The organism is Micromonospora sp. II (assembly GCF_001709195.1).
In the GTDB taxonomy this organism is placed as follows: domain Bacteria; phylum Actinomycetota; class Actinomycetes; order Mycobacteriales; family Micromonosporaceae; genus Micromonospora; species Micromonospora chalcea.
The window spans coordinates 120592-145005 of record NZ_LYXF01000004.1; the positions used below are offsets into that span (position 1 = coordinate 120592).

Here is a 24414-nt window from a genome sequence, read left to right on the forward strand (position 1 = left end):
GCGCTCAGCCCGCGACCGGCTCCGGGGTACGCGGCTGCTGCTCGGCAGCCACCCACTGGCTCACCCGCCGCTCGGCGTAGAACGAGACGAACGGCACGGTCCCGGCGAGCATCACCAGCAGCATCCGCTTCAGCGGCCAGTTCGCCCGGCGGGACAGGTCGAACGTGAGCGCCAGATAGAGCATGTACAGCCAGCCGTGCGCCACGCCGACCACGCCCACCACGCTCGGGTTGTCGAAGCCGTACTTCAGCGGCATGCCGATCAGGACCAGCACCACGAGCGCCACGCCCACGATCCAGGCGATCACGCGGTACCGGGTAAGGGCTCCGCCCACCGTCGTCCGTCCTTCCGCACCGGCCTCAGCCGGGATAGTCGCCGGGCCGGGCGCCCGGATTGGCGTTCAACCAGGATAGATAGCGGTTGTACGCGGCCAGCTCGGCGTCGTCCGCCCCGTCGGCCGGGGCGGACGGCGTCCGCACGACGCGCACCGGGCGGCGTACCGCCGGGGTGGTGACGGCCGGCTCGGCGCCGGCGGCCGCCGACGGCGCCGGATCGGCCGTCGGCTGCGCGTCGCCCGGCGGCGTCGCCCGCAGCGTCTGGCGGACCTCCCGCCACCAGACGAAGATCACGAAACCGGCGAACACCGGCCACTCGATCGCGTAACCGAAGCTGATCGCGTTGCCCCCGGCGGCGCGGGTGACCTGCCACCAGCCCATCCCGAGGCAACCCGCCACCAGCACGACCATGGCCACGTGGCGGACGATCCACGCCGGTGTCCAGAGCCGTTCCATGCCCACGAGAGTACCGGGACTCCCCGGGCGTCTCCGACACGGCGTCGTAGTCCGGGCGGTGGTTTGGTGGCACGCCCGCTGGGCATCCGAACAGGTGCCAACCCGAACGAGACGAGGGGGCGACGATGACCGAATCGGTACGCCGGGACGCGAGCCCGGAACAGCGGGTCGCGGAGTGGGACGGCGATCACGCCCGCACCGTCGACGGCGAGCAGCTCGGGGTGGACCCGGTGGAGCTGGGCGACGAGGACCTGGTCCGGGAGATGCAGAGCCTGCACCGCACCCGGCTGGACACGCTGCGCCACGCCACCGACTCGGCGCTCGCCAACCACCTGCGGCGCACCGCCGAACTGGAGACGGAGTACCTGGCCCGGCACCCCGGCCGGGAGGTCGACCCGAGCCGGCTGCGGGACGCCTGATGGGCAGCCACGCCGAGCGCGGCATGTCCGCGCCCCCGGAGGTGGTGTTCAACACCGCCACTGATCCGGACCGCTCCTCGGCCTGGCTGCCCGAGCGGCTGCGCAACTCCGGCACCTGCCGGGTCGAGGTCGTCGACGCCGACGACATGCGCGCCCGGTGGAGCGCCGCGGACTGGTCCGCCGAGATCGACGTGGAACCGGCCGACGCGGGCGGCGCCCGGGTCCGGCTCGACCTGGCCGGCCCGGACCACGACCTGGCCGACGAGATCCTGGCCAACCTCGACCGCGAGGTGGCCGACAACCTGACCGCCGGCTGAGCCCGGCCGCACGACGAGCACGAGGAGGCCGGCTTGACCGGGAGTGGCCTGAAGCAGAAGGTGGCGCGCCTGCGCCAGGCGTACGCGCCGCACGAGCACCGGCCGCTGGAGGGCTACCTGAAGGCGATGGGCACGTACGCGGGCGTGACCGCCGCGCTCGTCGGCCTGGTCCGGGCGACCGGACGGCCGGTGCCCGAGCGGCCCACGCCGGCGGACGTGGTGCTGCTCTCGATCGCCACGCACAAGCTCAGCCGGCTGCTGTCCAAGGACGCGATCACCAGCCCGCTGCGGGCGCCGTTCACCCGCTACGACCACCCGATCGGCAGCGGCGAGGTGATGGAGCAGGTCCGCGACGAGGGCAGCCCCACCCGGCACGCGCTCGGCGAGCTGGTCAGCTGCCCGTTCTGCCTGGCGGTCTGGGTCGCCACCGGGCTCACCGGCGGGCTGGTGCTGGCGCCCCGGCTGACCCGGCTGGTCGCCACCGCGCTGACCGCGGTGGCCGCCTCCGACTTCCTCCAGATGGGGTACGCGGTCGCCCAGCAGGCGGCCGAGGGCGGTCACCACGAGGCGTGAGGGATGCGGACACGAAAAGGGGGCCGGCGCACGCCGGCCCCCTTTTCGCGCGTCTCCCACGGTCAGGTGGGGGTGGTGCCGTGGTCCTCGCCGGCCCAGCCGCGCGACGCCTCCGGCTCCCGCTCCTCCTCGTCCTCCCCGGTGACGATGTCCCGGTCCACAGCGGTGCGCTCGTGCTCGTTGGCGAAGTCCGGCTCCGGCAGCGTGTCGACGCCCTCCGGGGGCTGGCCGAGCGCCGCCAGGTGCTCGTGCTCGGGGTTGCGGTCGGTCATGTCGCGTCCTCTCGTCTTCCGGGGGCTCAGGCGACCGTGCCGCCCAGCAGATCGGCCGCCTCGTCCGCCGCGTACTCGCCCTGGGGGAGCGCGGCGATCCGGGTGAGCAGCTCCGCGGGGAGTTCGGCGGCCACCGCCCGGCGGTAGATGTCCGCCTGGGTGATCCGCTCCTGGCCGTGGTAGATGTCGTCGAGCAGGTCGTCGAGCGGCCGCGTGTCGGGCTGCTCGGTCACGGGCGCGTCATCGGTCACGCCGACCACCTACCCGGCGCCGAACCGGTCAAACTCGCCCCAACCCCGCTCAGGCCGGCGCCGGCAGCGTGGCCCGGCGGGCCCGGACGGCCTGGGCCAGGTGCTCCAGGACCTCGGCAGTGCTGTCCCATCCGATGCAGGCGTCGGTGACCGACTGGCCGTACGCCAGCTCCCGGGTCGGGTCCAGGTCCTGCCGGCCGGGCACCAGGAAGCTCTCCAGCATGATGCCGACGATCCCGCGCTGACCGGCGGCGAGCTGGGCGGCCACGTCGGCGGCGACCAGCGGCTGGTTGCGGTGGTCCTTGCCGCTGTTGGCGTGGCTGGCGTCGACCACCACCCGCTCCGGCAGGCCCGCGGCGCGCAGCAGCTCCAGCGCCCCGGCCACCGACTCCGCGTCGTAGTTCGGCCGGCCGCCCCCGCCGCGCAGCACCAGGTGCCCGTCCGCGTTGCCCCGGGTGTGCATGATCGCCGGGGTGCCGGAGACGTCGATGCCGGGGAAGACGTGCGGCACCCCGGCCGCCCGGATCGCGTCCACGGCGGTGGCGATGCTGCCGTCGGGGCGGTTCTTCATGCCGATCGGCATGGACAGCCCGGAGGCGAGCTGCCGGTGCACCTGGCTCTCCACCGTCCGCGCGCCGATCGCGCCCCAGGCCACCGTGTCCGCGATGTACTGCGGGGTGATCGGGTCGAGGAACTCGCAGCCCACCGGCAGGCCCAGCCGCAGCACGTCGAGCAGGAGCGCCCGCGCGGTACGCAGACCGGTGTTCACGTCGCCGGACCCGTCCAGCGCCGGGTCGTTGATCAGGCCCTTCCAGCCCACCGTCGAGCGCGGCTTCTCGAAGTAGACGCGCATCACCACGAGCAGGTCGTCGGCGACCCGGGCGGCGGCCTCGCGCAGCCGGCCCGCGTACTCCAGGGCGGCGGCCGGGTCGTGCACGGAGCAGGGGCCGACGACGACGAGCAGCCGGTCGTCGTCGCGGTCCAGCACCCGGCCGACGGCACGGCGGCCCGCCACGACGGCCTCGGCCAGCGGGGTCTCGAGCGGCAGGTGGTGGTGCAGCAGGGCCGGGGTGGTCAGCGGCACCACACGGTCGATGCGCTGGTCGATGACCCGATGGGCGTCCTGGGACGTGGTCACGGTGGGGATTCCTTCCGCCGACCGTGCCCCCGTGCCGGGTCCGGGGGATCGAGCCGGCTGCTCGCATACGAAAGGGCAGGGAAAAGAATCCCTGCCCGGCCGGCTCGAAGAGGTAAGTGACGTCAGCTCATGGTCGAGTCACCGGCTCCTCCAGCCGGCTGCCTAAACCATCGATACGACCGCGTCACGTCGGCCAGCGTACCCGACGCGCGCCGGAAAGCCCGCTGTCGTTCCGAAGTGCGGAACACGGGGTATGTGATCGCCATGACCACCAGCCATGACCCCAGTGACCAGGAACGGATCGAGTCCCGGGCGCATCTGCTGCCGGAGGAGGCGGCGGCGGGCAGCGACGACGCCGAGGCGCAGGCCGACGCGATCCTCACCGAGTCCGACATCCGCGAGGCGGACCAGAACGCCGCCCCCGACACGGTGCTGGAGCACCGCACCTCCGAGCAGACCGTCACCCCCGTCGAGCCGCCCGACTGAGCGTCGCGCCCCGGGCCCGGCGGGAACCCCGGTAACTGTCGTCCCGCAACCGGGCCAGCGGGCCGGCCAGGCGCAACCCCGGCGGCACGTTGCCGATCGGATCGAAGGCGAGCGCGGCGTCCTCGGCGGCGCCGCGCTCGCCGTCGAGGCGTACCTCGCCGAACGGCCGCCACCGGCCTGCCGCCGAGGCCACCGCCAGCACCAGCCGGGGCTCGTCGGCGGCCACCGCCGCGCCCGCCCCGGCCAGGCCGCGACCCAGGTCGGGTGACTCCGGGTCGGCCAGCACGGCCAGGAACAGCCGTCGCCCGCCGGCCCGGAACGGCATGATCGACGTGTACGTCCCGGTGAAGCGCCGCCGGGGCAGCGGCAGGTTCCGCAGCACCGGCGCGGCGGCGCTGGAACTGAACAGCAGGTCCACCGGCGGCTCCGGGTCGCGGCGCAGCCGTACCGCCACGCCCAGTACGTCCGGCCAGGCGCCCGGCGTCGGCACGCCCTTGGAGAGGCGGATCGTGGCCGGCCACCGGCCCGGCAGGTCGAGCAGCGGCACCCCGGTCGGCGGTCCCGGCGTACCCCAGATCCGGACCTCGCCGCCGAACGTGCGCCCCGCCGGGTGCAGCAGGCGGGCGTGCCGGAGCCGGGCCAGCGCGGCGGCGGCGCGCTCGACGGCGGACGGTGAGGTGGTGGCCATGCCCGCACGGGTACCCCGGCGCGCACCGACGATGCTCCGGCGCGCGTGTCACCTTTCCGCCTCCGGGATCGGATAGCGTCGTCTCATGCCCGACAGCGGTTTCCCCTGGCCGATCGAGACGACCCGACTGGACAACGGCCTGCGTGTGGTGGTGAGCGAGGACCGCACCGCCCCGGCCGTGGCGGTCAACCTCTGGTACGACGTGGGCTCCCGCCACGAGCCGGCCGGACAGACCGGCTTCGCGCACCTCTTCGAGCACCTCATGTTCGAGGGTTCGGTGAACGTGGCGAAGACCGAGCACATGAAGCTGATCCAGGGCGCGGGCGGCTCGCTCAACGCGACCACCAACCCGGACCGCACCAACTACTTCGAGACCGTTCCAGCCGAGCACCTGGAGCTGGCGCTCTGGCTGGAGGCCGACCGGATGGGCGGGCTGGTGCCGGCGCTGACCCAGGAGACGCTGGACAACCAGCGCGACGTGGTGAAGAACGAACGGCGGCAGCGCTACGAGAACGTGCCGTACGGCGACGCCTGGCTGCGCCTGCTGCCGCTGCTCTACCCGCCGGGGCACCCGTACCACCACGCGACGATCGGGTCGATGGCCGACCTGAACGCCGCCGACCTGGCCACCTTCCAGGAGTTCCACAGCACCTACTACGCGCCGAACAACGCCGTCCTCACCGTGGTCGGTGACACCACCGCCGCCGAGGTGTTCGGGCTCGCCGACAAGTACTTCGGCGGGCTCGCCGCGCGCGCCGACATCCCGGCCGCGCCGGACGGCCGTACCGTGCCGGCCACCGGCCGCCCGGCGGTGGAGACGGTCACCGCCGACGTGCCCGCCCCCCGCGTCTACGTCGCGCACCGCACCCACCCGTTCGGCACCCCGGGGTACGACGTGACCACGGTGCTGGCCACCGTGCTCGGCAGCGGCCGGGGCAGCCGCCTCTACCAGCGCCTGGCCGACGGCGAGCGGATCGCCCAGCCGGACCTCGTCGGCGCGTACGGGGTGGACCTGGCGCACGCGCCCGCCCCGCTGATCGCCACCGCCACGGCCCGCCCCGGGGTGAGCGCCGAGCGGCTGCGCGACGGGCTGGCCGAGGTGGTCGACGAGCTGGCCACGGTGCCGGTGACCGCCGCCGAGCTGGACCGCGCCAAGGCGCTGCTGAGCACCATGTGGTGGCGGCAGATGTCCACTGTCGACGGGCGGGCCGACACGCTTGGCCGGTACGCCACCCAGTTCGGCGACCCGGCCCGCGCGGCCGACCGGCTGCCGGCCTGGCTCGCGGTGACCGCCGAGCAGATCGCCGAGCAGGCCGCCGAGCTGCTCGGCGCCGCCGACCGGGTGATCCTGACCTACCTGCCCGAGGAGAAGTGATGTCGCTGATCGCCACCCGTCCCGGCCCCGGCGCCGCCCGCGCCTACCGGTTCCCGCAGGTGGTCCGGCGGACAGCGGCCGGCGGCCAGGTGGTCGCCGCGCACCTGCCCGGGCAGAACCTCGCCGTCGCGTTGCTGCTTCTCGACGGCGGCGCGGGCCGGGAGCCGGTCGGCAAGGAAGGGCTCGGCGCGGTGCTGGCCAAGGCGCTGGAGGAGGGCACCGCGCAGCGGGACGCCACCGCGTACGCGCTGGCCATCGAGGCGCTCGGCACCGAACTGTCGACCGGGCTGGACTGGGACTCGTTCCAGGTGAGCGTGCAGGTGCCGGTGGACCGGCTGACCGCCGCCGTGGAGCTGCTCGCCGAGGCGGTCCGTACGCCCCGGCTCGACCCGGCCGACGTGCGCCGGGTCCGCGACGACGAGGCGACGGCGCTGCGGATGGACTGGGCCAACCCGGGCCCGCGCGCCGACGCGGTGCTGCGGGCCGAGCTGTTCGGCGCGCAGCACCGGTGGGGCCGCCCGCTCTACGGCGACCCGGACAGCGTGGCCGCGCTGGAGGTGGACGACGTCACCGTCTTCCACTCCGAGTGGTTCATCCGCCCCGGCACCCTGATCGTCGCCGGTGACCTGGAGCGGATCGACCTGGACGCGCTCGCCGCGACGGCGTTCGCCGGCGCCGGCGGCGGCCCGGTGGAACGCGGCGGCCCGATCGACGTGCCGCTGACCGGGCAGCGCCGGATCATTCTGGTGGACCGGCCCGGCTCGGTGCAGTCCACGCTGCGGCTGGGCCACCCGTCCCCGCACCGCGCCCACCCGGACCACGTGCCGATGACGCTCGCCGGCACCGTGCTCGGCGGCGCGTTCACGTCCCGGCTCAACCACCTGATCCGCGAGGTACGCGGCTACACGTACGGGATCCGGGGCGACTTCGCCTCGTCCCGGCGGTTCGGGCGGTTCGCGGTCAGCTCCGGCGTGCAGACCGCGGTGACCGCCCCGGCGCTCGTCGAGTCGGTGGGCGAGATCTCGCGTACCCAGCTGACCGGGGTCACCGAGGACGAGCTGGAGGTGGCGCGTTCCTGGCGGGCCGGCCAGCTCTCGGTCGAGCTGCAGAGCCCGCGCGCGATCGCCGCGGCCCTGACCACGCTGGTCGTGCACGACCTGCCGGACGACTACCACGCGCGGCTGCGGGAGCAACTGCTCGCGGCGACCGTCGAGGACGTTTCCGCCGCCGCGGCGACCTACCTGCACCCCGAGTCGCTGACCATGGTGATCGAGGGGGACGCGGCGGTCATCCGGGACGAGCTGGTCGCCAGCGGTCTCGGCGAGGTGCTCGACCACACGTGACCGGACGGGGCGGCGGGCCTGTGATTCCCGTCGCCCCGCATCCGCGCGGTGGGAAACGTTTCCCACCCGCACCGCCCGGCTGGGTAGCCTCGCGGGCATGAGGATCGGCATTGTGGGAGCCACCGGTCAGGTCGGTGGCGTCATGCGGCAGGTGCTGGCGGAGCGCGAGTTCCCGGCGGAGCAGGTGCGCCTGTTCGCCTCGGCGCGGTCGGCCGGGCGCACGCTGCCCTGGCGCGACGGCGAGGTCACCGTCGAGGACGCGGCCACCGCGGACTACCGCGGCCTGGACATCGTGCTCTTCTCGGCGGGCAAGGCCACCGCGAAGGAGCTGGCTCCCCGGGTCGCCGAGGCCGGCGCCGTGGTGATCGACAACTCCTCGGCGTTCCGGATGGACCCGCAGGTGCCGTTGGTGGTCGCCGAGGTCAACCCGCACGCGATCGCCGACCGCCCGAAGGGCATCGTGGCGAACCCCAACTGCACCACGATGGCCGCCATGCCGGTGCTGCGTCCGCTGCACGACGAGGCCGGGCTGGTCAGCCTCGTCGTCGCCACCTACCAGGCGGTCTCCGGCGCCGGCCTGGCCGGCGTGGCGGAACTGGACGAGCAGGTCCGCAAGGTGGCCGGGGACGCCGCCGGGCTGGCCTTCGACGGCGGTGCGGTGGAGTTCCCGGCGCCGCGCTCGTTCGCCCGCCCGATCGCCTTCAACGTGCTCCCGCTCGCCGGCTCGATCGTCGACGACGGCTCGTTCGAGACCGACGAGGAGCAGAAGCTGCGCAACGAGAGCCGCAAGATCCTGGAGATCCCCGGGCTGAAGGTCTCCGGAACGTGTGTGCGCGTCCCGGTCTTCACCGGCCACTCGTTGCAGATCAACGCCCGGTTCGCCCACCCGATCGACCCGGCCCGGGCCCGCGAGCTGCTCGACGGCGCGCCCGGCGTGGCGCTGCGCGACGTGCCCACGCCGCTGGAGGCGGCCGGCCAGGACCCGACGTACGTCGGCCGGATCCGGGCCGACGAGACCGTCGAGCACGGGCTCGCGCTGTTCTGCGCCAACGACAACCTGCGCAAGGGCGCGGCGCTGAACGCCGTGCAGCTCGCCGAACTGGTCGCCGCCGAGCGCTGACCCTGCGGGCGTCCGTGCCGGGCCACCCGGCACGGACATCCGCTCAGCGGGTATGCCCGCCGGGTCGCCGGCCGCCCCGCGCGCCGGCAGGGCGGAGGTGCCGATGACGGCCGAAGGGGACACCGAGGCCGCCGGGATGCGTTCGGACACGGGCCGGGCGATCGGGTTCAGCGACGCGGTCTTCGCCATCGTCATCACGCTGCTGGTCCTCGACCTGCGGGTGCCCGAGACGGCGCCGGGCGGAATGCTGCGCGCGCTGCTCGACCAGTGGCCGGTCTACCTCGCCTACGTCACGTCCTACCTGTACGTGGCGGTCAACTGGCTGAACCACAAGGGGACGTTCCACCGGGTCCGCTGCGCCGACCGGGGACTGCACTGGGCCAACCTCGGCGTGCTGTTCAGCGTGGCGCTGCTGCCGTTCGTCACCGCGCTCGTCTCCCGCGCCGTGGAGGAGGGCGACGTCTTCGACGAGCGGGTCGCGGTGTCCGCGTACGGGCTGGTCGGCGTGATCCTGTCGATCACCTGGCTGTGGCTCTACCACTACCTGAGCCGGCACCCGGAACTGCTGGAGCCGCACGTCCCCGCCCGTTTCTTCGAGGCCGAACGCGTCCGGGCGCTGCTCGGCGTCCTCGCGTACGCGATCGCCGGTCTGGTGGGCGTGTTCCTGAGCGTGCCGGTGGCGCTCGTGGTGCTCCTGCTGCTGCCGATCTTCTACGGGCTGTCCAGCAACGGCTTCTACGACCTGCGCCGGCGCCTGCGCCACCGGCGGTGACGCCCCGCGTTACCCCGCCTCGGGCGGCGGGTAGACCGCCGTGCCGACACCGAGAGGGGAGCACCATGACAACGGTCGGAGAGTTCATGACGACCCGGTTGGTGACGATGGACGGCAACGACACGCTCACCGCCGCGGCGCAGGAGATGCGCGACAGCGCCATCGGCGACGTGGTGGTGACCGACGGCGACAACGTGGTCGGTATCGTCACGGACCGGGACATCACGGTGCGGGGCGTGGCCGAGGACATGGATCCCACCTCCACCCGGCTCAACCAGATCACCAGCAAGGACGTGGTGACGGTGAGCCAGTACGACGACGCGGTGGCCGCCGCCGACCTGATGCGCACGTACGCGGTCCGCCGGCTCCCGGTGGTCGAGGACGGCCGGCTGATCGGCCTCATCTCCATGGGTGACCTGGCGGTCGAGCGGGAACCCCAGTCGGTGCTCGCGGACATCAGCGCCGACGACCCCAACAACTGACCTGACCGACGCGGTGACGCCGGCTCCCGGTTCGGGGGCCGGCGTTCCGCGTCACGCAGGCGACGCGGCGGTCACCCGGATCGGGCGAGGTTGACCGCGGAACGGGTGGGGACACCGCATCCCGGACGGAAGACCGCGGAACGCGGGAGGAGTCGCCCGGATGGTGGACATGGCCACAAGATTCTTCGAGGACCTGGACCGGCGGGGGTTCGAGCCCCTGTTAGTCAAGACATCCGGAACGCTGCGCTTCGACCTGCACGAGGGCCCGCACACCACGCACTGGCTGCTGGAGATAGAACGGGGCAACCTGCGGGTCCGGCAGGAGGACGGCGAGGCGGACACCGTGGTCGGCACCGAGCCGCGCCTCTTCGCCGAGCTGGTCGGCGGTGAGGAGAACGCCATCGCGGCGCTGCTGCGCGGCGACATGACTGTCGTCGGCGACCTCCGGCTGGTGTTGCAGGTCGAGCGGGTCTTCCCCGGTCCGCCGGACTCCCGGGGACCACGTCACACGTTCGGTGGGAGGGGCGCCTGATGCCCGGGCAGAACACCGTCCGCATCCTGGACGGCAACACGTTCGTGGTCAGCGAGGACAGCGGCGACATCGAGGCCACCCCGAACGAGCCGACGGGTCTCTTCTCGCTCGACACGCGCTACCTGTCGAAGTGGGTGCTCACCGTCAACGGCGAGCGGCTCAACGTCCTGTCCTACGACGACCTGCAGTACTACGAGGCCCGGTTCTTCCTGGTGCCCGGCATGGCCACGCACTACATCGACGCGAAGCTGTCGGTGATCCGGGAACGGGCGGTGGGCGGCAGCTTCCGGGAGACGCTGACCATCCTCAACCACGACGAGAAGGCGGTCGACCTGGAGGTCCGGATGGACGCCGGGTCCGACTTCGCCGACCTCTTCCAGATCAAGGACGAGATCCTGAACAAGAAGGGCGAGCTGTACGCCGAGGCCGAGTCGGACCGGCTGCGCCTGGGCTACCGGCGGGGCAACTTCCGGCGCGAGACCGTCGTCTCCGCCAACCAGCCGGCCCGCTACGACCAGCGCGGCTTCGCCTGGAGCCTGCGGCTGGAACCCAACGAGCAGTGGGACGCCGTCATCGACGTGCAGACGTTCGCCATCGGTCCCGGCGGCCGGGACCTGCGGATCGGGCTGCGCGCCCACGGCGTCGAGCGGCTCGCGCTCCAGCACGACCTGGAGGAGTGGATCAGCCGGGCCCCGAAACTGAACAGCGAGCACGAAGATCTCGCCGCGACCTACCGGCGGAGCCTGGTCGACCTCGCTGCGCTGCGCTTCTCGCCGCTGTCGCTCGGCGGGCAGACGCTGCCCGCGGCCGGCCTGCCCTGGTTCATGACCATGTTCGGCCGGGACAGCATCCTCACCTGCCTGCAGGTGCTGCCGTTCGCGCCGGAGATGTCGAAGACCACGCTGCGGATCCTCGCCGCGCTGCAGGGCACCCGGTTCGACGACTTCCGGGACGAGGACCCGGGCCGGATCCTGCACGAGATGCGCTACGGCGAGACCGCCGCGTTCGAGGAGCAGCCGCACTCGCCGTACTACGGCTCGGTGGACGCCACCCCGCTGTTCGTGGTGCTGCTCGACGAGTACGAGCGGTGGACCGGCGACGGGGCGCTGGTCAAGGAGCTGGAACTGGAGTGCCGGGCCGCGCTGAGGTGGATCGACAAGTACGCCGACCTGATCGGCAACGGCTACATCTGGTACGAGCGGCGCAACACCGACACCGGCCTGGAGAACCAGTGCTGGAAGGACTCGTGGGACTCCATCTCGTACGCCGACGGCACGCTGCCGCCGTTTCCCCGGGCCACCTGTGAGGTGCAGGGCTACGCGTACGACGCGAAGATGCGCGCGGCCCGGCTGGCCCGGGTGTTCTGGGGCGACCACACGTACGCCGACCAGCTCGAACGCGAGGCCGCGGAGCTGAAGCGGCGCTTCAACCAGGACTGGTGGGTCGCCGACCGCGGCTTCTACGCGCTCGCGCTGGACCCGGACGGGCGCCAGTGCGACGTGCTCAGCTCCAACATCGGCCACCTGCTGTGGAGCGGGATCGTGGACGAGGAACGGGCGTCGAGTGTCGCCGAGCACCTGGTGGGGCCCCGGCTCTGGTCCGGCTGGGGGGTGCGGACGCTGGCCGAGGGCGAGGTCCGCTACAACCCGATCGGCTACCACAACGGCACGATCTGGCCGTTCGACAACTCGTTCGTCGCCTGGGGCCTGCGCCGGTACGGCTTCAACGAGGAGGCGGCCACCGTGGCCAACGGCATCCTCGACGCGGCCGCCTACTTCGACGGCCGACTGCCCGAGGCATTCGGCGGCTACCAGCGGGAGCTGACGAAGTTCCCGGTGGAGTACCCGACCGCGTGCAGTCCGCAGGCGTGGTCCACCGGCGCGCCGCTGCTGCTGATCCGCACCATGCTGGGCCTTGAGCCGCACGAGGGGCACCTGGCGGTGGACCCGCGCCTGCCGATGGGCATGGGACGCATCGAGGTGCTGGACATCCCGGGCCGCTGGGGCCGGGTGGACGCGTTCGCCCGGGGCCGGCTCGACCTCGACGAGCTGGCCGAATGAGTCAGTGCCCGGGCGGACGCGCGGTGTGCGCCTCGTCCGGCGGCAGCAGGCAGAACTCGTTGCCCTCCGGGTCGGCCAGCACGGTCCAGCGCGGCAGCTCGCGTACCACTGTCGCGCCCGCCTCCAGCACGGCGGCCCGCTCCTCGGCGTCGCCGACCAGGTCGAGGTGGATCCGACCGGGCGCGGGCAGCTCGGCGGCGGGGCTGATCCACAGGTCCGGCCGCCGCCCGTGCGGGTCGCGCAGCAGCACCGCCTCGGCCGGGGCGAGCGTGCCCTCGGCGAGCTTTACCCGGTCCTCCTCGACCACCGGCAGCCCGGTGACCGCGCTCCAGAACGGCGCGAGCAGGTACGGGTCGCGGCAGTGGATGACGATCGCGGCGAGGTCGGGCATGCCTCGAACCTAGTCGCCCGCGACGGCGGGCAGGACGTTGTCCAGGAACGCGGCGGACACCGCCCCCGGTACGCGGGCCCGGTCTGCCGAGGGCAGTCGGCCCTACGGTCGCGTAACCTACCCGGGGTAAAGTTTCGCCATGTCGGAACTCGTGTACCCACCCGTGATCACCGCCGCGAAGACGATGTTCCGGCTTCTCGACCTGCGCCTCGACGTGTCCGGCAGCGAGCACGTGCCGCCCACCGGCGGCGCCGTGCTCGCATCCAACCACGTGAGCTACCTCGACTTCATCTTCTGCGGCTACGGCGCGCACCCGGCCAAGCGGCTGGTCCGCTTCATGGCCAAGGACAGCGTCTTCCGGCACCGCGTCTCCGGGCCGCTCATGCGCGGCATGAAGCACATCCCGGTCAACCGGGCCGCCGGCGCCGGCTCGTACGCCGCCGCGGTGAGCGCGCTGCGCCGCGGCGAGGTGGTCGGCGTCTTCCCGGAGGCGACGATCAGCCGCTCCTTCGTCGTCAAGGACCTCAAGAACGGCGCGGCCCGGATGTCGCAGGAAGCCGGCGTGCCGCTGCTGCCGGTCGCGCTCTGGGGCACCCAGCGCCTGTGGACCAAGGGCCGCCCGCGCACGCTCACCCGCCGGCACACGCCGATCACCATCATCGTCGGCGATCCGATGGACCCGGCCGCCTACCCGGACGCCACAGTCATGACCGCCGACCTGCGTACCCGGCTGTCGGCGCTCGTCGACCGGGCCCAGCGGGAGTACCCGGACCAGCCGTCCGGCCCGGACGACACCTGGTGGCAGCCGGCCCACCTGGGCGGCAGCGCGCCCACCCCGGAGGAGGCCGTCGAGCTGGACCGCTCCGAGCGCCGCACCCGCAGCGCCTCCTGACCCCCGCGGTCCGCAGCTCGGCTCGGCTCGGCTCGGCTCGGTAGATCTTGGTACGAAAAGGCCCCCATGAGGGACCTTTCGTACCAAGATCTACACAGATCTCATGACGTAGTACGTTCGTCTCATCTGGTGGTGTGCCCTCCAGGAGTGTGGTGCGCGCCCGGCCGAACTGAGCGAGTGGAGTCTCACGCAACGCCCCTCCGTTGCCGAGATCTTCGGCCGCCCACCACGCACATACGAGGAAAGGGCCGCCGAGAACGCTCACCTGTTCCGCCGACTGAGGACAGCCGCACCGCGCAAGGATGCACCTCCATGCCGCAGAGGATGCGCGCTCGGGGGAGGGTCAGCAGGCGGAACCGGGCTGGTCGCGGGCCGGGACGTCGGACAGCGCCCACGGCGACGCCTCGGCCACCGGCGGACGGTAGTAGTCGTCGCGGGACAGGAACTCCACCGGCAGCGAGCCCGGCAGCGTCACCGTGCCGAGCATCGGGCCGGGGGAGGCGGCGACCCGGGTGGCGAGCACGTCCCGCTCCGGCGGTGAGAGGTCGACCAGATCGGGGTTGGCCAGGCGGTATCCGGCCACCGCGCGGCGGACCTGCCGGGCCAGCCCGGCGACCGGCCCGACCGGGCCGGTCAGTGCCAGCGCCGGCTGCCGGATGGTGCGCAGCGCGTCGCAGACCACGCGCAGCTCGGCTGTGCCGTCGCCGTGATCGACCAGTTCCAGCCGGGACGGCCACTGCCAGCGGATCTGACCGCTGACCAGGCGGGACAGCCGGACCGGGCGCCGGTGCCGGGCACCCGTCCGGCTGTCCTGCCCGGGGACCACTGACAACTCGGAACCGCTGCAGACGTACGCCAGCCGGCGGTCGGTCACGGTGATCGTCGCCGGCGCGGGCAGCGCCCAGCAGCGGACGTCCTCGGTGGGGCCCAGCAGGTGACCGGCGACCCGCAGCAACTGATGCCCGAGTATGCGCTCACCCGGCTCGGGCACCAGCGCGTAACGCCGGTCCAGCACGGGACGGGTGGGGTCGGCGTCGGCGTCGAACCGATGCGGTCCGACGAAGAAGGGTGCGGCGTCCTCCGGCACGGTACGACCTCCCGGTGACGGTTGGCGGTATCAGGGAGCCTGCCGGATTCGTAGGGTGATTGTCATGACACCTGTTAGGGGGTCGGCCGGTCGGCCGACGCCTGCGACCGGTAGATGCCGATATCTTCCGGTCGGACGAGTCCGTCCTCGATCGCGCGGGCGAGCAGGGCCGCCTTCGTGGCAGCCGGACGCCCCGCTCGGGTGTACTTGATCCGCGCTCGGTCGACGTACTGCTTCACTGTGTGCTCGCTGATCTGCATCCGGCGCGCCACCGACGCCTTCGACATCGACTGGAACCACAACAGCAGCGCCTCGCGCTCCTTGTCCGACAGGGCCGGACGATCCGGCCGGGCGTCGCCGACCATCGCGCCGGCCAGTGCGGGCGGCACGTACGGCCGGTCCTGCGCCGCCGCCAGCACGGTGCCCACACAGTGCTCGCGTCCCTCGTGCTTGGCCAGGAACGCCACCGCGCCCGCGTCCAGCGCGGCCAGCATGGTCGGCGGGTCGCTGTGCTCGGAGTAGACCACCACCCGGCGCCCGGCCGCGCTCAGCTCGGCCAGCTTGTCCAGCACCATCCGGCCGTGCAGGCGCAGGTCGAGCAGCACCACCTCGGCGTCGGGCGCGGCCCGTAGCACCTCGTCCGGGTCGTCGCCGGTGGCCACCACCCGCAACCGCGGCTCGCCGGCCAGCCAGGCCCGCACCCCGTCGATCACCACCGGATGGTCGTCCACGATCGCCACCCCGATCGGCCACCCGGCGTTCACGTCCGCCGCCAGCGGGTCTGCGTCCATCTGATCTCCCCGTCCCGCTCGTGCAGGTGTTCCACCGGTCCGCCCCCACCGGTCGTCGTCTCGTCCGGGCCGTCGTGGTCCGGTGTCACCAGGCTGACCACCACCTCGTCCGGTCCCGCGACCACTGTCAGCCGCGCCCAGCCCTCGGCCGCGGCGAGCCCTGCCGTGAGCGGGTCGGCCAGCCCGCGCCGGATCTCCACCGGCAGCTCCGGCGGCGTGCCGACCGCCACCAGGTCGATCGGCAGCCCGTTGCGTTCGGCCAGGTCGGCCGCCGCGCGCAGCTCGTGCAGCAGCGCGTCGGGCACGTCGTCGGACTCGGCGATGAGCCGGCGCAGCCGGGCCGCGGCCAGCACCGCCCGCCGCCGCACCGCCGGGTCGGCCGGGTCGGCGTCGCCCGCCGCCAGCTCGGCCAGCACCTCCTCGGCGGTGCCGCTGACCAGAGCGAGCCGTTCCTGGCGCTCGGTGCGGGCCCGCTCGGCCGCCTCCCGCTCCGCCGCCACGGCCAGCGCCGCCGCCGCGGTGGCGGCCCGGGCCCGGGCCTGCGCGGTGAGCGCCGCCGCGCCGACGAAGACCGCCACCGGCAGGGTGGAGGTGCCGTAAACGTACATCGTGGCCCGGCTCAGATCGGCCGACGCGGTCGCGCCGTACAGCACCACCGCGGTCACCGCGATCGCGCCGTGCGCGGCGAGCATGACCAGCAGCCAGCGCACCGGCCGCCGCCAGAGCGCCAGCAGGAAGAACCACGCCAGACCGCCCCACACCCAGTTGGCGGTGCTGAACAGGAAGCGCTCGCCGGCGCCCGCGACGACCGCCGCGTCGACCACCAGCAGCGCCGCGGCCAGGCTCCGGGCCGGGGGCAGTTCGCCGCGCAGCAGTAGTACGCCGGCCCAGACCCCGATCAGCGCGGTCACCAGCCAGCCCACCGCCACCACGGCGGGGAAGGCCATTCCCGGTCCCGCCCGCAACACGGCCGGCAGCGCGATCGCCAGGTGCCAGGCCGCCGCGATGACGATGGCGGCGATCCGCGCGCCCCCGTCGGAGGCGTCGGCCACCGCGTGCGCCTCCGGCGGTGCGGTGGCCGGTCCGGGGCGCGTCGCCACCCGCGGCCGGGGAAGGGGACGCAGCACGGAGTCGGTGGTCACCGCCGCACCCGACTCAGTCGGCATCGGACCACTCCAGCCGAATCCGGGTGCCCGCGCCAGGGGCGGAGGTCACCAGCGCGCGTCCACCCACAGTGGTCATCCGCCCGTGGATCGACTCGCGCAGCCCGTACCGGTGGGCCGGGACCGTGGCGGGGTCGAAGCCCGGACCGTCGTCGACCACCTCGACCACGACGGCGCCGCCCTCGCGGGCCAGGCGCAGCGACGCGGTCGCGCCGGGTGCGTGCCGCGCCACGTTCGCGAGCGCGGCGGCGGCGCTGTCGGCGAGCGCCGTGGCGACCTCCGCCGGCAGCCGGCAGGGCGCGAGCGTCGCGGTCACCGCCGGCCCGGGCGTTCCGGCGAGCACCTGGCGCAGCCGTTCGTCCAGGTCGGCCTCGCCGGCCGCGGTCGCGGACCGCGCGCCCGCCAGGGCGGTGAGGGTACGCAGATCGTGCGCGCACCGCTCGCGCAACGTCGCCGAGTCGGGTACCGCGCCGAGGCCGACCATGGTGAGCGTGCCCAGCACGGTGTCGTGCAGGTCGCGGTTCTGCCGCCGTTCGTCCTCGCGGGCGGCGCGCGCGACCACCGCCTCGTGGGACAGCCGCTGGTAGTCGGCGAACGCGGCGTCGGCGCGGGCGATCCGGCGGCGCATCACCGCTGTCATCACCGCCGCGCTTCCGGTCTGCACCAGCAGCGTCCCGGCGTGCGCCCGCGCCTCGACCGGGTTGCCGGCCAGCGTGGTGCCGGTGACGTACGCGGCGGTGACCAGCAGCCCGGCCGGCACCGACCAGCGGGCCGGCGCGGTGGCCTGCGTGTTGATCACCGTCGAGCTGGCCAGCACCGCGATCCAGCTCGCCTCGCCCGGCAGCACCTCCGGCGCGACCAGCCACGGGACGGCGAGCGCGGCGGCGGTGGTGAGCGCGACGTCGCCGGCCACCAGCGGCCCGTCGATGCCGTGCCGGAACGCCCGCCAGGCGTACCAGACCGACCAGACGGTGAGGACGACGACCGCGGGGATCAGCAGCGCCACCCGCACCGGCGGTGTCCGCACCGACAGCGCGACCACCGCGCCGACCAGACCGCAGGTGAGTCGCAGAAGCGCGGGAAGCGTCGTGAAGATCAGCGTGAACGCCTCAGCCGCCGGCCGGGCCTGGGTGGACCCGGGCAGAGACGTGGCGGCAGCGACCGGCATCGGGGGGATGTCCTTCCGGCAGCGACCCGGCCGGGTCCGCGCGGCATAGATTGACGCCGGAGAATAACACGGTTTGTGGGTACTGGTCACCCTTGGTGCTTGACGAGTTTCGCACCGGCGTAAAGCAGCCGAGGCTCAGCGCCCGCCGAGAAGCGGAGCCGCGGCCTCCGGTTTACGGTTGCCGGCGTCTCCTACCCTGCGGGGTATGGCATACCAGCCGGCCATGGTGCCGCCGAAGAAGTCCAAGCGAACCCTGTTCATCGTGCTCGGCGTGGTGCTGGCGATCTGTTGCTCCGGCGGTGTGCTCGGTGGCTTCTTCCTCTTCCGGGTCGTGCAGGAAGCCACCGGCCCGGCGCGCTCCACAGCACAGACCTACGCCGAGGCGATCGTCGACCGCGACTATCCCGCCGCGTACCGGCAGCTCTGCACCCGCGTACGCGACCGGGTCAGCGAGGCGGACTTCACCCGGCAGCAGTCCTCCCAGCCGGAGTTCACCGGCTACGAGATCACCGGGCTCAACGTGTCGAACAACAACGGCCGGGTGAGCGGGTCGACGACCATCCGGTTCACCCCGGCGGTCGGGACCAACGTGACGCAGTCGTTCCCGATGGTCAAGGAGGACGGGGAGTGGCGGATCTGCGAGTGAGCCGGTGGCGCTCCTCCGCGCGCACCTGATCCACTTGTCGCATGGCCCCATCTCCCACCGCACCGGTTCCCCCGGCCGTCGAGGACCGGCTCGCCCGCGAACGCAACGTCTGGCTCTGCACGCTGCGCCGGGACGGCTCACCGCACATGACGCCGGTGTGGTTCGTCTACGCCGACGGCGTCTGGTGGATCGGCTGCGRGGGCCGCAGCGTCAAGGCCCGCAACGTGGCGGCCGACCCCCGCGTCTCGCTCGCCCTGGAGGACGGCGTCCACCCGGTCGTCGCGGAGGGCGTCGCCCGACTGCACCGTGCCGGCTTCCCGCCCGCGATCGTGGCGGCGTTCGCTGAGAAGTACGGCGGCTGGGACATCCGGCAGCCGGTCACACCGGACAGTGAACGGGTGCTGCTGGAGGTGCCCGTCCGGCGGTGGCTGCTCGCCGGCCGGGCACGCTAGTCCCCGGAGAACCCCCAGAAGTAGATCTCGCTCGGGACGCCCGCCTCGTCGTGCAGCACGGCGTACCGGCCGAACCAGCGCTGCTCGGCCAGCGGCGCGAGCGCCTCGACGTGCGCGCGGGTCGGCCTGGCGACGCCCACGCGTGCGAGCGCCTCGGCCTCGGTCACCCGCTGGAACGTCCCGAAGCCGGGCTCCTCGCCGTCGGTCAGCACCCGCGACATGTCCAGGATGGAGTGGGTGCCGGACTCCTGTACCCGCTCGTCCGCCCACAGCTCCTCCTCGCTGCGGGGACGGTCCGGGAAGTCGGCGGCGGACGCACCGAACTCGCCCGGCGCCGCCCACCAGTAGTCGCCGGTCTCGAAGACCTGCCGGCGCAGTTCGTCAAGCGCGGCCTGGGCATCCGGCTGGTACGCCACGAAGTAGGTCCATCCCGATGCGCCCACGCTGCCTCCCGGTGATCCCGCTCGTCGACCGCCGTCGTGCGGCGGCGCACGCGATCATGCCCGACACCACCGACGAAACCGGCGGGTCGACGCGACCAGGATTCCTGTGCCACTCTCCGCCTTGCGTCTGTCGTCGGGCCTGCGCGGGCGATCGCGCCTACGGGTGCGAATCGGTGATCGCGATGACCTCGTCGAGGCGGTCCAGGGCCGCCCGGAGATCGTCGACCTTGGCCTGGATGCGCTCGCGCTCGGCGCGCAGCATGGCCCGCTGCCCGGGGTCGGTGTGCCCGGAGTCCCAGCACGGCAGGAGTTCGGCGATCCGGCTGCTGGTCAGGCCCGCCGCGTACATCTGCTGGATGAACCGGACCAGCGTGACCGTGTCCGGCCGGTAGAGGCGCTGGCCGGACGGGCTGCGCCTGGGGACGAGAAGGCCCTGCTCCTCGTAGTAGCGCACGGCCCGTACCGAGACACCGGCGTTGCGCGCCACCTCGCCGATGCGGATCAGCGGCTCGGTCACGGTGACCCCTCTCACCCCGGTTTCGGCGATCAACACTTGCCTCTGACGTCAACGTCAGGTTTTAGCGTACCGGGCATGGACATCAACGACTCGGTAGCCCTCGTCACCGGCGCCAACCGCGGCCTGGGCCGCGCCTTCGCTCAGCGCCTGCTCGAACGCGGCGCCCGCAAGGTCTACGCGACCGCCCGCCGGCCGGAGACCGTCGACCTGCCCGGCGTCGAGGCGCTGCCGCTCGACATCACCAGCCCCGCATCCGTACGGGCCGTCGCCGCTGCCGCCCCGGACGTCACGCTGCTCGTCAACAACGCCGGCATCCAGACCGGAACCGACCTGGTGACCGGTTCGCTGGAGGCGGTACGGCACGAGGTGGAGACCAACGTGCTCGGCCACCTGACGATGATCCGCGCGTTCGCGCCGGCACTCGCCCGCAACGGCGGAGGCGCGATCGTGAACGTGCTCTCCGCCATGTCGTGGTTCGGGACCAGGGGCGCCGGCGCGTACCACCTGACCAAGGCCGCCGCCTGGGCCATGACCAACGGCGTACGACTGGAACTCGCCGACCAGGGCACGCTCGTGACGGCGGTGCACCTCGGCCTGGCCGACACCGACATGTCAGCGGGCTGGCCCGTCGACAAGATCGCGCCGTCCGATCTGGCCGACGCGGCGTTCGACGGCGTCGAGGCGGGTGCCGCCGAGGTGCTGGCCGACCAGTGGAGCCGGGACGTCAAGTCCCGGCTGACGCTGACGCCGGAGGAGTTCAACGCCGCGATGGACCGCGCCCTGGCGGCGCTGGCGGCCTGACCGGGCCTGGCGGTACGTGCCGGTCGTGGCCGCGTTCGCTGAGGCGCCACATCGCCGACCGGTTGCAGCGCGTTGACGGTGACCCGGAGGGTGTCGTGGCGCTTCCGATCACCCTGATGCAGGATGCAGCAGGTGACCTCGATCTATCGAACCGCTGCGGGCCGGGACAGGATCCGCCGGTGGTGCGAGGAACAGTTGACTGCATGGCCGGTCCCGCACGATCGACGCGTGATTCGCGCCCAGGCCGAAGACACTCACGTCGTCTCCGTCGGCGCGGGCCCGGTCACAGTCGTCTTCGTCGCCGGTGACCGCTTCAGCAGCACCGCCTACCTGCCGCTGCTCACTGCCCTGGCCCAGCGCTGTCGGGTGGTCGCCGCCGACATTCCAGGCCAGCCAGGGCTGAGCTCCGACGAAGCGGGCACCGCCGGTGGCCGGCTCACGTGGTACGGCTCGTGGCTGGGAGAGGTCATCGAGAAGACCACCGCCGGGCCGGTCGTGGTGCTCGGGCATTCGTTCGGCGGCGCTGTCACGCTCGCCGCGGATCATTCGCGGATTCGGGGAAAGGTCGCCGTGTCTCCAGGCGGGTTGTGCCGGCTCCGGATCACACCCCGTGTCCTGCTGGCGTTCCTGGCCTGGCTGGTGCGGCCACGCGCTGATTCGAGCCGTCGACTGCTACGCATCCTGTCTGCTCCCGGCCAGGAGCCCCGCGCCGAACTGGTGGAATGGATGACGCTGGTCGCCCGGTACGCCCGTCCGGTGAGCTCCGACGACCTCGTACCGGCGGCCGCTCACACGATGCCGGTCGTGGTCGCGAGCGGACACCACGACGTGTTCCTGCCCCCGGAACGACTGCGCGCAGGAGCACGACAGCGGATCCATGCGGACGCCGACATCGTTCCCGCCGCCGGCCATCTCGTCACCGACGAGCACCCCGACCTGATCGCCGCGCTGGTTGCCCGGCTGAAGGATCAGTGGCACTGAACAAGCGGGGCAGTCGGCCCATCGTCGTCGACGGCAACCGCTACTGCTGGCTCGTCCGCCGGAAGCCGACGTACAGCCAGGGTCTGACCTGGTCACCGTTGAGCTTCGCCGTTGAGCGCGCGGATCTGGCTGGGTGCGCCACTCTCGTCGTCCGACTCGCGTCACCGCGACCGGACAACTGGATGAATGCCGTGGCCCCTCCGGTGCTCCCTTCGCTGGTCGCAAGTGCCATCCGGCAAGGGCTTGAGCGGGGCTGGCAGCCCGAGCGCCCCGGCTCCCCGTTCATGCTGGACCTCGGGCGCTGACGAGCAGGGCTAGGGCCGGCGACGCGGAGCGCACCGCGCTGAAACACGTCCTTGGAACTCGTCTCGTGACCGTGCGGAAGGCCGGAAACGCGGTTCTCCGATTGGCGTTTCGCTCCGTAGGATCTCCGGCGATCAAGGGGGATGAACGGTGGGCGATTTCCAGCAGTTCGTGACGGATGTGACTTCACGTCTGTCCACCATGTCCAAAGGTGAGTTGTACCTCGTCGGCGACGGCCTCGACCGGGACTCACTCTGGCTCACCTTCCTCGAATCCTTCCCCGCCGGCACCAATCCGCGGTTCCGCGAGCGATCCGAGTACGACTGCTCGACCTGCCGCGGCTTCATCAAGCACTTCGGCAACGTCGTCGAGATCCACGACGGGCGGGTCCGTACCCTCTGGTCCGGGGTCTCGGCCTCCGACCCGGTCTTCTCCGTCGTCGCCGCCGCTCTGGACGAGTTCGTCCTTTCGCTGCCGTTGGCCACCGTCTTCCGGTCCACTCAGGCGCAGTACGGCACGAAGACCACCCGATCGCTGCGCGACGGCCAGGTCGAGGTGTGGCACCACCTGCACGGCCGGGTGGAGAAGCGGCACCGTGTCGAAGACGTCGGCGCGGCACAGAGCGACTTCGACGCCGCGGTGCAGGTCTTCCAGCGCGGCCTGGCCGAGTTGACCCCGCACGCTCTGGACACCGTCGTCGACCTCATCGACGACAACGCCCTCTACCGCGGCGCGGAGCATCGTCGGACGGTGGCCGAGTTCCGGTCGCTGCAGAACCGGTGGACGGAGGCGGCCGACGGACGGGCCTTCGTCTTCGCCAACGCCACGAACCCGGCGGCACGCTTCCGCAACACGGTGATCGGCACCCTCGTCCAGGCTCTCTCCGCGGGCGTCGACCTGGAGCAGGCGGTCCGGTCGTTCGAGACGAAGGTGGCGCCGCAGAACTACCAGCGCCCCACGGCGCTGATCACCCCGGCCATGGTCAAGGCTGCCATGAAGACCATCGACGAGTTGGGCATCGAGGAGTCGTTGCAGCGACGGTTCGCCCGGCTGTCCGACGTGTCGGTCAACAACGTGCTCTGGGTCGACAACGACACCCAGCCGCAGATGAAGGACGGCATCGAAGGGCTGCTCATGCAGGCGGCCACCACGACGTCGACAGGTGCACGCCTGCGTGACGCGAAGCCGGAGGAGATCCCCGTGGTCTCCTTCATGAAGGACATCCTGCCCGGCGCCACCTCCATCGACCTGTGGGTCGCCAACACCCACGAGCCGCACTTCGTCAGCCTCACGACCGGCCGGCACCCGGCCGCTCCGCGGTTGTTCAGGTGGGACAACGATTTCGCCTGGTCGTACGGCGGCAACGTCGCCGACTCGATCCGGGAGAAGGTCAAGCGGGCCGGCGGCAACGTCACCGGCAAGCTGCGGGTGAGCCTGTCCTGGTTCAACCACGACGACCTCGACCTGCACGTGTTCGAACCAAACGGCGACCACATCTGGTACCAGGAGAAGCGCGACAAGCTGGACGTCGACATGAACGCGAGCGGGCCGCTCTCCCGCGAGCCGGTGGAGAACGTCACCTGGACCGACCACGTCCCCGACGGTGAGTACCGGATCGAGGTGAACCAGTACCGCAAGCGGGACAGCGCCCAGGTCGGCTTCGTGATCGAGACCGAGAGCAACGGGAAGATCGAGCATTACCGCCACGAGCGCGCGGTCGGCCACAAGGAGACCGTCGAGGTGGGCCGGATGACGGTCACCGACGGCGTGATCACCGCTTTCYGGCCCGGTAAGGACGTGCAGCGAGGCAGTGCGGGCAAGGAGCTGTGGGGCATCACCACCGAACAGTTCGTACCGGTCTCCACCGTCATGTACTCGCCGAACTACTTCGACGACAACGAGGTCGGCAACCGGCACTACTTCTTCATCCTGAAGGGGTGCGTGAACGACCAGCCGACGCGGGGGATCTACAACGAGTTCCTCCGCGCCGACCTGCAACCGCATCGCAAGGTGTTCGAGGTTCTCGGCGACCGCACCAAGTGCGAGCCCTCTCCGGATCAGCTCTCCGGCCTCGGCTTCAGCTCCACGGTCCGTAGCTCCGTGGTCGCCAAGGTGACCATGACCGGCGGCCGGCGCCGCCTCGTCAGCATCCAGTTCTGA

Annotated in this window: 31 protein-coding genes; 18 read left to right on the forward strand and 13 right to left on the reverse strand. The window is 72.4% G+C overall.

All coding sequences use genetic code 11. The annotated features are described in order from the left end of the window. Positions 1 to 4 precede the first annotated feature (4 nt). Positions 5 to 334, reverse strand: coding sequence for a DUF3817 domain-containing protein (locus A8711_RS01710; RefSeq protein ID WP_043328820.1), 330 nt, complete (start codon positions 332 to 334; stop codon positions 5 to 7). Between the two features lie 25 nt (positions 335 to 359). Further along, on the reverse strand, positions 360 to 791 hold the full coding sequence (locus A8711_RS01715; RefSeq protein WP_064447779.1) for a hypothetical protein: 432 nt from the start codon (positions 789 to 791) through the stop codon (positions 360 to 362). A 125-nt stretch (positions 792 to 916) separates the two neighbouring features. Here A8711_RS01715 and A8711_RS01720 point away from each other — a divergent pair, with 125 nt between their 5' ends. The 3 genes from A8711_RS01720 to A8711_RS01730 are packed head-to-tail and all read left to right on the forward strand — an operon-like array spanning position 917 to position 2100. Then, a complete protein-coding gene (locus A8711_RS01720; protein WP_030502251.1) occupies positions 917 to 1210 on the forward strand; it encodes a DUF6158 family protein in 294 nt (97 codons plus the stop codon). Next, positions 1210 to 1527 carry a hypothetical protein gene (locus A8711_RS01725; RefSeq protein ID WP_064447778.1) on the forward strand — a complete coding sequence of 106 codons (318 nt, stop codon included), beginning with the start codon at positions 1210 to 1212 and terminating at the stop codon, positions 1525 to 1527. Before A8711_RS01720 ends, A8711_RS01725 begins: the two co-directional genes overlap by 1 nt. 33 nt (positions 1528 to 1560) lie before the next feature. Next, positions 1561 to 2100 (forward strand): DUF1360 domain-containing protein, encoded by a 540-nt coding sequence (locus A8711_RS01730; RefSeq protein ID WP_030502249.1) that lies wholly within the window; start codon positions 1561 to 1563, stop codon positions 2098 to 2100. 62 nt (positions 2101 to 2162) lie between these two features. Here A8711_RS01730 and A8711_RS01735 read toward each other — a convergent pair whose 3' ends face one another. The 3 genes from A8711_RS01735 to A8711_RS01745 are packed head-to-tail and all read right to left on the reverse strand — an operon-like array spanning position 2163 to position 3770. Beyond that, on the reverse strand, positions 2163 to 2372 hold the full coding sequence (locus A8711_RS01735) for a hypothetical protein (protein WP_043328824.1): 210 nt from the start codon (positions 2370 to 2372) through the stop codon (positions 2163 to 2165). A gap of 26 nt (positions 2373 to 2398) precedes the next feature. Beyond that, positions 2399 to 2632, reverse strand: a complete 234-nt coding sequence (locus A8711_RS01740; RefSeq protein ID WP_018786980.1) for a hypothetical protein — start codon at positions 2630 to 2632, stop codon at positions 2399 to 2401. A 40-nt stretch (positions 2633 to 2672) separates the two neighbouring features. Beyond that, a complete protein-coding gene (locus tag A8711_RS01745; RefSeq protein ID WP_069087276.1) occupies positions 2673 to 3770 on the reverse strand; it encodes a 3-deoxy-7-phosphoheptulonate synthase in 1098 nt (365 codons plus the stop codon). Positions 3771 to 4025: 255 nt separating this feature from the next. Between A8711_RS01745 and A8711_RS01750 the strand changes: the two genes are divergently transcribed. Further along, on the forward strand, positions 4026 to 4247 hold the full coding sequence (locus tag A8711_RS01750; RefSeq protein WP_013288141.1) for a hypothetical protein: 222 nt from the start codon (positions 4026 to 4028) through the stop codon (positions 4245 to 4247). On the opposite strand, the gene A8711_RS01755 is transcribed toward A8711_RS01750, so the two are convergent. Next, on the reverse strand, positions 4222 to 4935 hold the full coding sequence (locus A8711_RS01755; protein WP_069087277.1) for a phosphodiesterase: 714 nt from the start codon (positions 4933 to 4935) through the stop codon (positions 4222 to 4224). The genes A8711_RS01750 and A8711_RS01755 overlap by 26 nt on opposite strands. An 85-nt stretch (positions 4936 to 5020) precedes the next feature. Here A8711_RS01755 and A8711_RS01760 point away from each other — a divergent pair, with 85 nt between their 5' ends. The 7 genes from A8711_RS01760 to A8711_RS01790 all read left to right on the forward strand — a co-directional run bounded on the left by A8711_RS01760 (position 5021) and on the right by A8711_RS01790 (position 12619). Then, entirely contained in the window at positions 5021 to 6310 is a 1290-nt protein-coding gene (locus tag A8711_RS01760) for a pitrilysin family protein (RefSeq protein WP_043328830.1), read from the forward strand. Continuing rightward, positions 6310 to 7653: a pitrilysin family protein gene (locus A8711_RS01765; protein WP_069087278.1), complete on the forward strand. Its 1344-nt coding sequence runs from the start codon at positions 6310 to 6312 to the stop codon at positions 7651 to 7653. The genes A8711_RS01760 and A8711_RS01765 overlap by 1 nt, the downstream gene beginning before the upstream one ends. A 97-nt stretch (positions 7654 to 7750) precedes the next feature. Then, positions 7751 to 8773: an aspartate-semialdehyde dehydrogenase gene (locus A8711_RS01770; protein ID WP_069087279.1), complete on the forward strand. Its 1023-nt coding sequence runs from the start codon at positions 7751 to 7753 to the stop codon at positions 8771 to 8773. Positions 8774 to 8876: 103 nt separating this feature from the next. Continuing rightward, positions 8877 to 9545 (forward strand): TMEM175 family protein, encoded by a 669-nt coding sequence (locus tag A8711_RS01775; RefSeq protein WP_069087316.1) that lies wholly within the window; start codon positions 8877 to 8879, stop codon positions 9543 to 9545. Between the two features lie 65 nt (positions 9546 to 9610). Next, on the forward strand, positions 9611 to 10027 hold the full coding sequence (locus A8711_RS01780; protein WP_043328834.1) for a CBS domain-containing protein: 417 nt from the start codon (positions 9611 to 9613) through the stop codon (positions 10025 to 10027). Between the two features lie 160 nt (positions 10028 to 10187). Then, positions 10188 to 10559, forward strand: coding sequence for an SCP2 sterol-binding domain-containing protein (locus A8711_RS01785; protein WP_043328836.1), 372 nt, complete (start codon positions 10188 to 10190; stop codon positions 10557 to 10559). Further along, positions 10559 to 12619, forward strand: a complete 2061-nt coding sequence (locus tag A8711_RS01790) for a glycogen debranching N-terminal domain-containing protein (protein ID WP_043328837.1) — start codon at positions 10559 to 10561, stop codon at positions 12617 to 12619. The genes A8711_RS01785 and A8711_RS01790 overlap by 1 nt, the downstream gene beginning before the upstream one ends. 1 nt (position 12620) lies before the next feature. Here the strand turns inward: A8711_RS01790 and A8711_RS01795 are convergent, their stop codons facing one another. Then, the gene (locus tag A8711_RS01795) at positions 12621 to 13010 is read right to left on the reverse strand and encodes a VOC family protein (protein WP_043328838.1); all 390 of its coding nucleotides are present in this window, start codon (positions 13008 to 13010) and stop codon (positions 12621 to 12623) included. Between the two features lie 139 nt (positions 13011 to 13149). Here A8711_RS01795 and A8711_RS01800 point away from each other — a divergent pair, with 139 nt between their 5' ends. Then, positions 13150 to 13902 carry a 1-acyl-sn-glycerol-3-phosphate acyltransferase gene (locus A8711_RS01800; RefSeq protein ID WP_030502236.1) on the forward strand — a complete coding sequence of 251 codons (753 nt, stop codon included), beginning with the start codon at positions 13150 to 13152 and terminating at the stop codon, positions 13900 to 13902. 343 nt (positions 13903 to 14245) lie between these two features. Here A8711_RS01800 and A8711_RS01805 read toward each other — a convergent pair whose 3' ends face one another. From A8711_RS01805 to A8711_RS01820, 4 genes are all read right to left on the reverse strand, one after another. Continuing rightward, positions 14246 to 14989, reverse strand: coding sequence for a hypothetical protein (locus A8711_RS01805; protein WP_069087280.1), 744 nt, complete (start codon positions 14987 to 14989; stop codon positions 14246 to 14248). A gap of 74 nt (positions 14990 to 15063) precedes the next feature. Continuing rightward, positions 15064 to 15780, reverse strand: a complete 717-nt coding sequence (locus A8711_RS01810; protein ID WP_043328844.1) for a response regulator transcription factor — start codon at positions 15778 to 15780, stop codon at positions 15064 to 15066. Beyond that, positions 15750 to 16946 (reverse strand): hypothetical protein, encoded by a 1197-nt coding sequence (locus tag A8711_RS01815; RefSeq protein WP_069087281.1) that lies wholly within the window; start codon positions 16944 to 16946, stop codon positions 15750 to 15752. The genes A8711_RS01810 and A8711_RS01815 overlap by 31 nt, the downstream gene beginning before the upstream one ends. After that, entirely contained in the window at positions 16936 to 18111 is a 1176-nt protein-coding gene (locus tag A8711_RS01820; protein ID WP_064448673.1) for an ATP-binding protein, read from the reverse strand. Before A8711_RS01820 ends, A8711_RS01815 begins: the two co-directional genes overlap by 11 nt. A gap of 205 nt (positions 18112 to 18316) precedes the next feature. On the opposite strand from A8711_RS01820, the gene A8711_RS01825 reads away from it, so the two are divergent. After that, the gene (locus tag A8711_RS01825; protein ID WP_043328848.1) at positions 18317 to 18757 is read left to right on the forward strand and encodes a hypothetical protein; all 441 of its coding nucleotides are present in this window, start codon (positions 18317 to 18319) and stop codon (positions 18755 to 18757) included. Positions 18758 to 18798: 41 nt separating this feature from the next. Continuing rightward, positions 18799 to 19209, forward strand: coding sequence for a TIGR03618 family F420-dependent PPOX class oxidoreductase (locus tag A8711_RS01830; RefSeq protein ID WP_069087282.1), 411 nt, complete (start codon positions 18799 to 18801; stop codon positions 19207 to 19209). On the opposite strand, the gene A8711_RS01835 is transcribed toward A8711_RS01830, so the two are convergent. After that, positions 19206 to 19652 (reverse strand): hypothetical protein, encoded by a 447-nt coding sequence (locus A8711_RS01835; protein ID WP_043328852.1) that lies wholly within the window; start codon positions 19650 to 19652, stop codon positions 19206 to 19208. The genes A8711_RS01830 and A8711_RS01835 overlap by 4 nt on opposite strands. Before the next feature lie 157 nt (positions 19653 to 19809). Then, a complete protein-coding gene (locus A8711_RS01840) occupies positions 19810 to 20169 on the reverse strand; it encodes a MerR family transcriptional regulator (protein ID WP_176722730.1) in 360 nt (119 codons plus the stop codon). Positions 20170 to 20244: 75 nt separating this feature from the next. Between A8711_RS01840 and A8711_RS01845 the strand changes: the two genes are divergently transcribed. The 4 genes from A8711_RS01845 to A8711_RS01860 all read left to right on the forward strand — a co-directional run bounded on the left by A8711_RS01845 (position 20245) and on the right by A8711_RS01860 (position 24414). Further along, positions 20245 to 20970, forward strand: coding sequence for an SDR family oxidoreductase (locus A8711_RS01845; protein WP_069087283.1), 726 nt, complete (start codon positions 20245 to 20247; stop codon positions 20968 to 20970). Positions 20971 to 21093: 123 nt separating this feature from the next. Next, the gene (locus tag A8711_RS01850) at positions 21094 to 21951 is read left to right on the forward strand and encodes an alpha/beta fold hydrolase (RefSeq protein ID WP_199744105.1); all 858 of its coding nucleotides are present in this window, start codon (positions 21094 to 21096) and stop codon (positions 21949 to 21951) included. Next, positions 21942 to 22256, forward strand: coding sequence for a hypothetical protein (locus A8711_RS01855; protein WP_069087284.1), 315 nt, complete (start codon positions 21942 to 21944; stop codon positions 22254 to 22256). Before A8711_RS01850 ends, A8711_RS01855 begins: the two co-directional genes overlap by 10 nt. A gap of 148 nt (positions 22257 to 22404) precedes the next feature. Beyond that, positions 22405 to 24414 (forward strand): hypothetical protein, encoded by a 2010-nt coding sequence (locus tag A8711_RS01860; RefSeq protein ID WP_069087285.1) that lies wholly within the window; start codon positions 22405 to 22407, stop codon positions 24412 to 24414.

What these genes read in the sequence shown, in the direction of transcription:
- A8711_RS01770 (WP_069087279.1), top strand. Translation starts at nt 7,751, where the DNA reads ATGAGGATCGGCATTGTGGGAGCCACCGGTCAGGTCGGTGGCGTCATG.
- A8711_RS01775 (WP_069087316.1), top strand. Translation starts at nt 8,877, where the DNA reads ATGACGGCCGAAGGGGACACCGAGGCCGCCGGGATGCGTTCGGACACG.
- A8711_RS01755 (WP_069087277.1), bottom strand. Translation starts at nt 4,935, where the DNA reads ATGGCCACCACCTCACCGTCCGCCGTCGAGCGCGCCGCCGCCGCGCTG.
- A8711_RS01780 (WP_043328834.1), top strand. Translation starts at nt 9,611, where the DNA reads ATGACAACGGTCGGAGAGTTCATGACGACCCGGTTGGTGACGATGGAC.
- A8711_RS01715 (WP_064447779.1), bottom strand. Translation starts at nt 791, where the DNA reads ATGGAACGGCTCTGGACACCGGCGTGGATCGTCCGCCACGTGGCCATG.
- A8711_RS01750 (WP_013288141.1), top strand. Translation starts at nt 4,026, where the DNA reads ATGACCACCAGCCATGACCCCAGTGACCAGGAACGGATCGAGTCCCGG.
- A8711_RS01765 (WP_069087278.1), top strand. Translation starts at nt 6,310, where the DNA reads ATGTCGCTGATCGCCACCCGTCCCGGCCCCGGCGCCGCCCGCGCCTAC.
- A8711_RS01790 (WP_043328837.1), top strand. Translation starts at nt 10,559, where the DNA reads ATGCCCGGGCAGAACACCGTCCGCATCCTGGACGGCAACACGTTCGTG.
- A8711_RS01720 (WP_030502251.1), top strand. Translation starts at nt 917, where the DNA reads ATGACCGAATCGGTACGCCGGGACGCGAGCCCGGAACAGCGGGTCGCG.
- A8711_RS01795 (WP_043328838.1), bottom strand. Translation starts at nt 13,010, where the DNA reads ATGCCCGACCTCGCCGCGATCGTCATCCACTGCCGCGACCCGTACCTG.
- A8711_RS01800 (WP_030502236.1), top strand. Translation starts at nt 13,150, where the DNA reads ATGTCGGAACTCGTGTACCCACCCGTGATCACCGCCGCGAAGACGATG.
- A8711_RS01850 (WP_199744105.1), top strand. Translation starts at nt 21,094, where the DNA reads ATGCAGCAGGTGACCTCGATCTATCGAACCGCTGCGGGCCGGGACAGG.
- A8711_RS01815 (WP_069087281.1), bottom strand. Translation starts at nt 16,946, where the DNA reads ATGCCGACTGAGTCGGGTGCGGCGGTGACCACCGACTCCGTGCTGCGT.
- A8711_RS01785 (WP_043328836.1), top strand. Translation starts at nt 10,188, where the DNA reads ATGGTGGACATGGCCACAAGATTCTTCGAGGACCTGGACCGGCGGGGG.
- A8711_RS01760 (WP_043328830.1), top strand. Translation starts at nt 5,021, where the DNA reads ATGCCCGACAGCGGTTTCCCCTGGCCGATCGAGACGACCCGACTGGAC.
- A8711_RS01735 (WP_043328824.1), bottom strand. Translation starts at nt 2,372, where the DNA reads ATGACCGACCGCAACCCCGAGCACGAGCACCTGGCGGCGCTCGGCCAG.
- A8711_RS01725 (WP_064447778.1), top strand. Translation starts at nt 1,210, where the DNA reads ATGGGCAGCCACGCCGAGCGCGGCATGTCCGCGCCCCCGGAGGTGGTG.
- A8711_RS01810 (WP_043328844.1), bottom strand. Translation starts at nt 15,780, where the DNA reads ATGGACGCAGACCCGCTGGCGGCGGACGTGAACGCCGGGTGGCCGATC.
- A8711_RS01820 (WP_064448673.1), bottom strand. Translation starts at nt 18,111, where the DNA reads ATGCCGGTCGCTGCCGCCACGTCTCTGCCCGGGTCCACCCAGGCCCGG.
- A8711_RS01845 (WP_069087283.1), top strand. Translation starts at nt 20,245, where the DNA reads ATGGACATCAACGACTCGGTAGCCCTCGTCACCGGCGCCAACCGCGGC.
- A8711_RS01825 (WP_043328848.1), top strand. Translation starts at nt 18,317, where the DNA reads ATGGCATACCAGCCGGCCATGGTGCCGCCGAAGAAGTCCAAGCGAACC.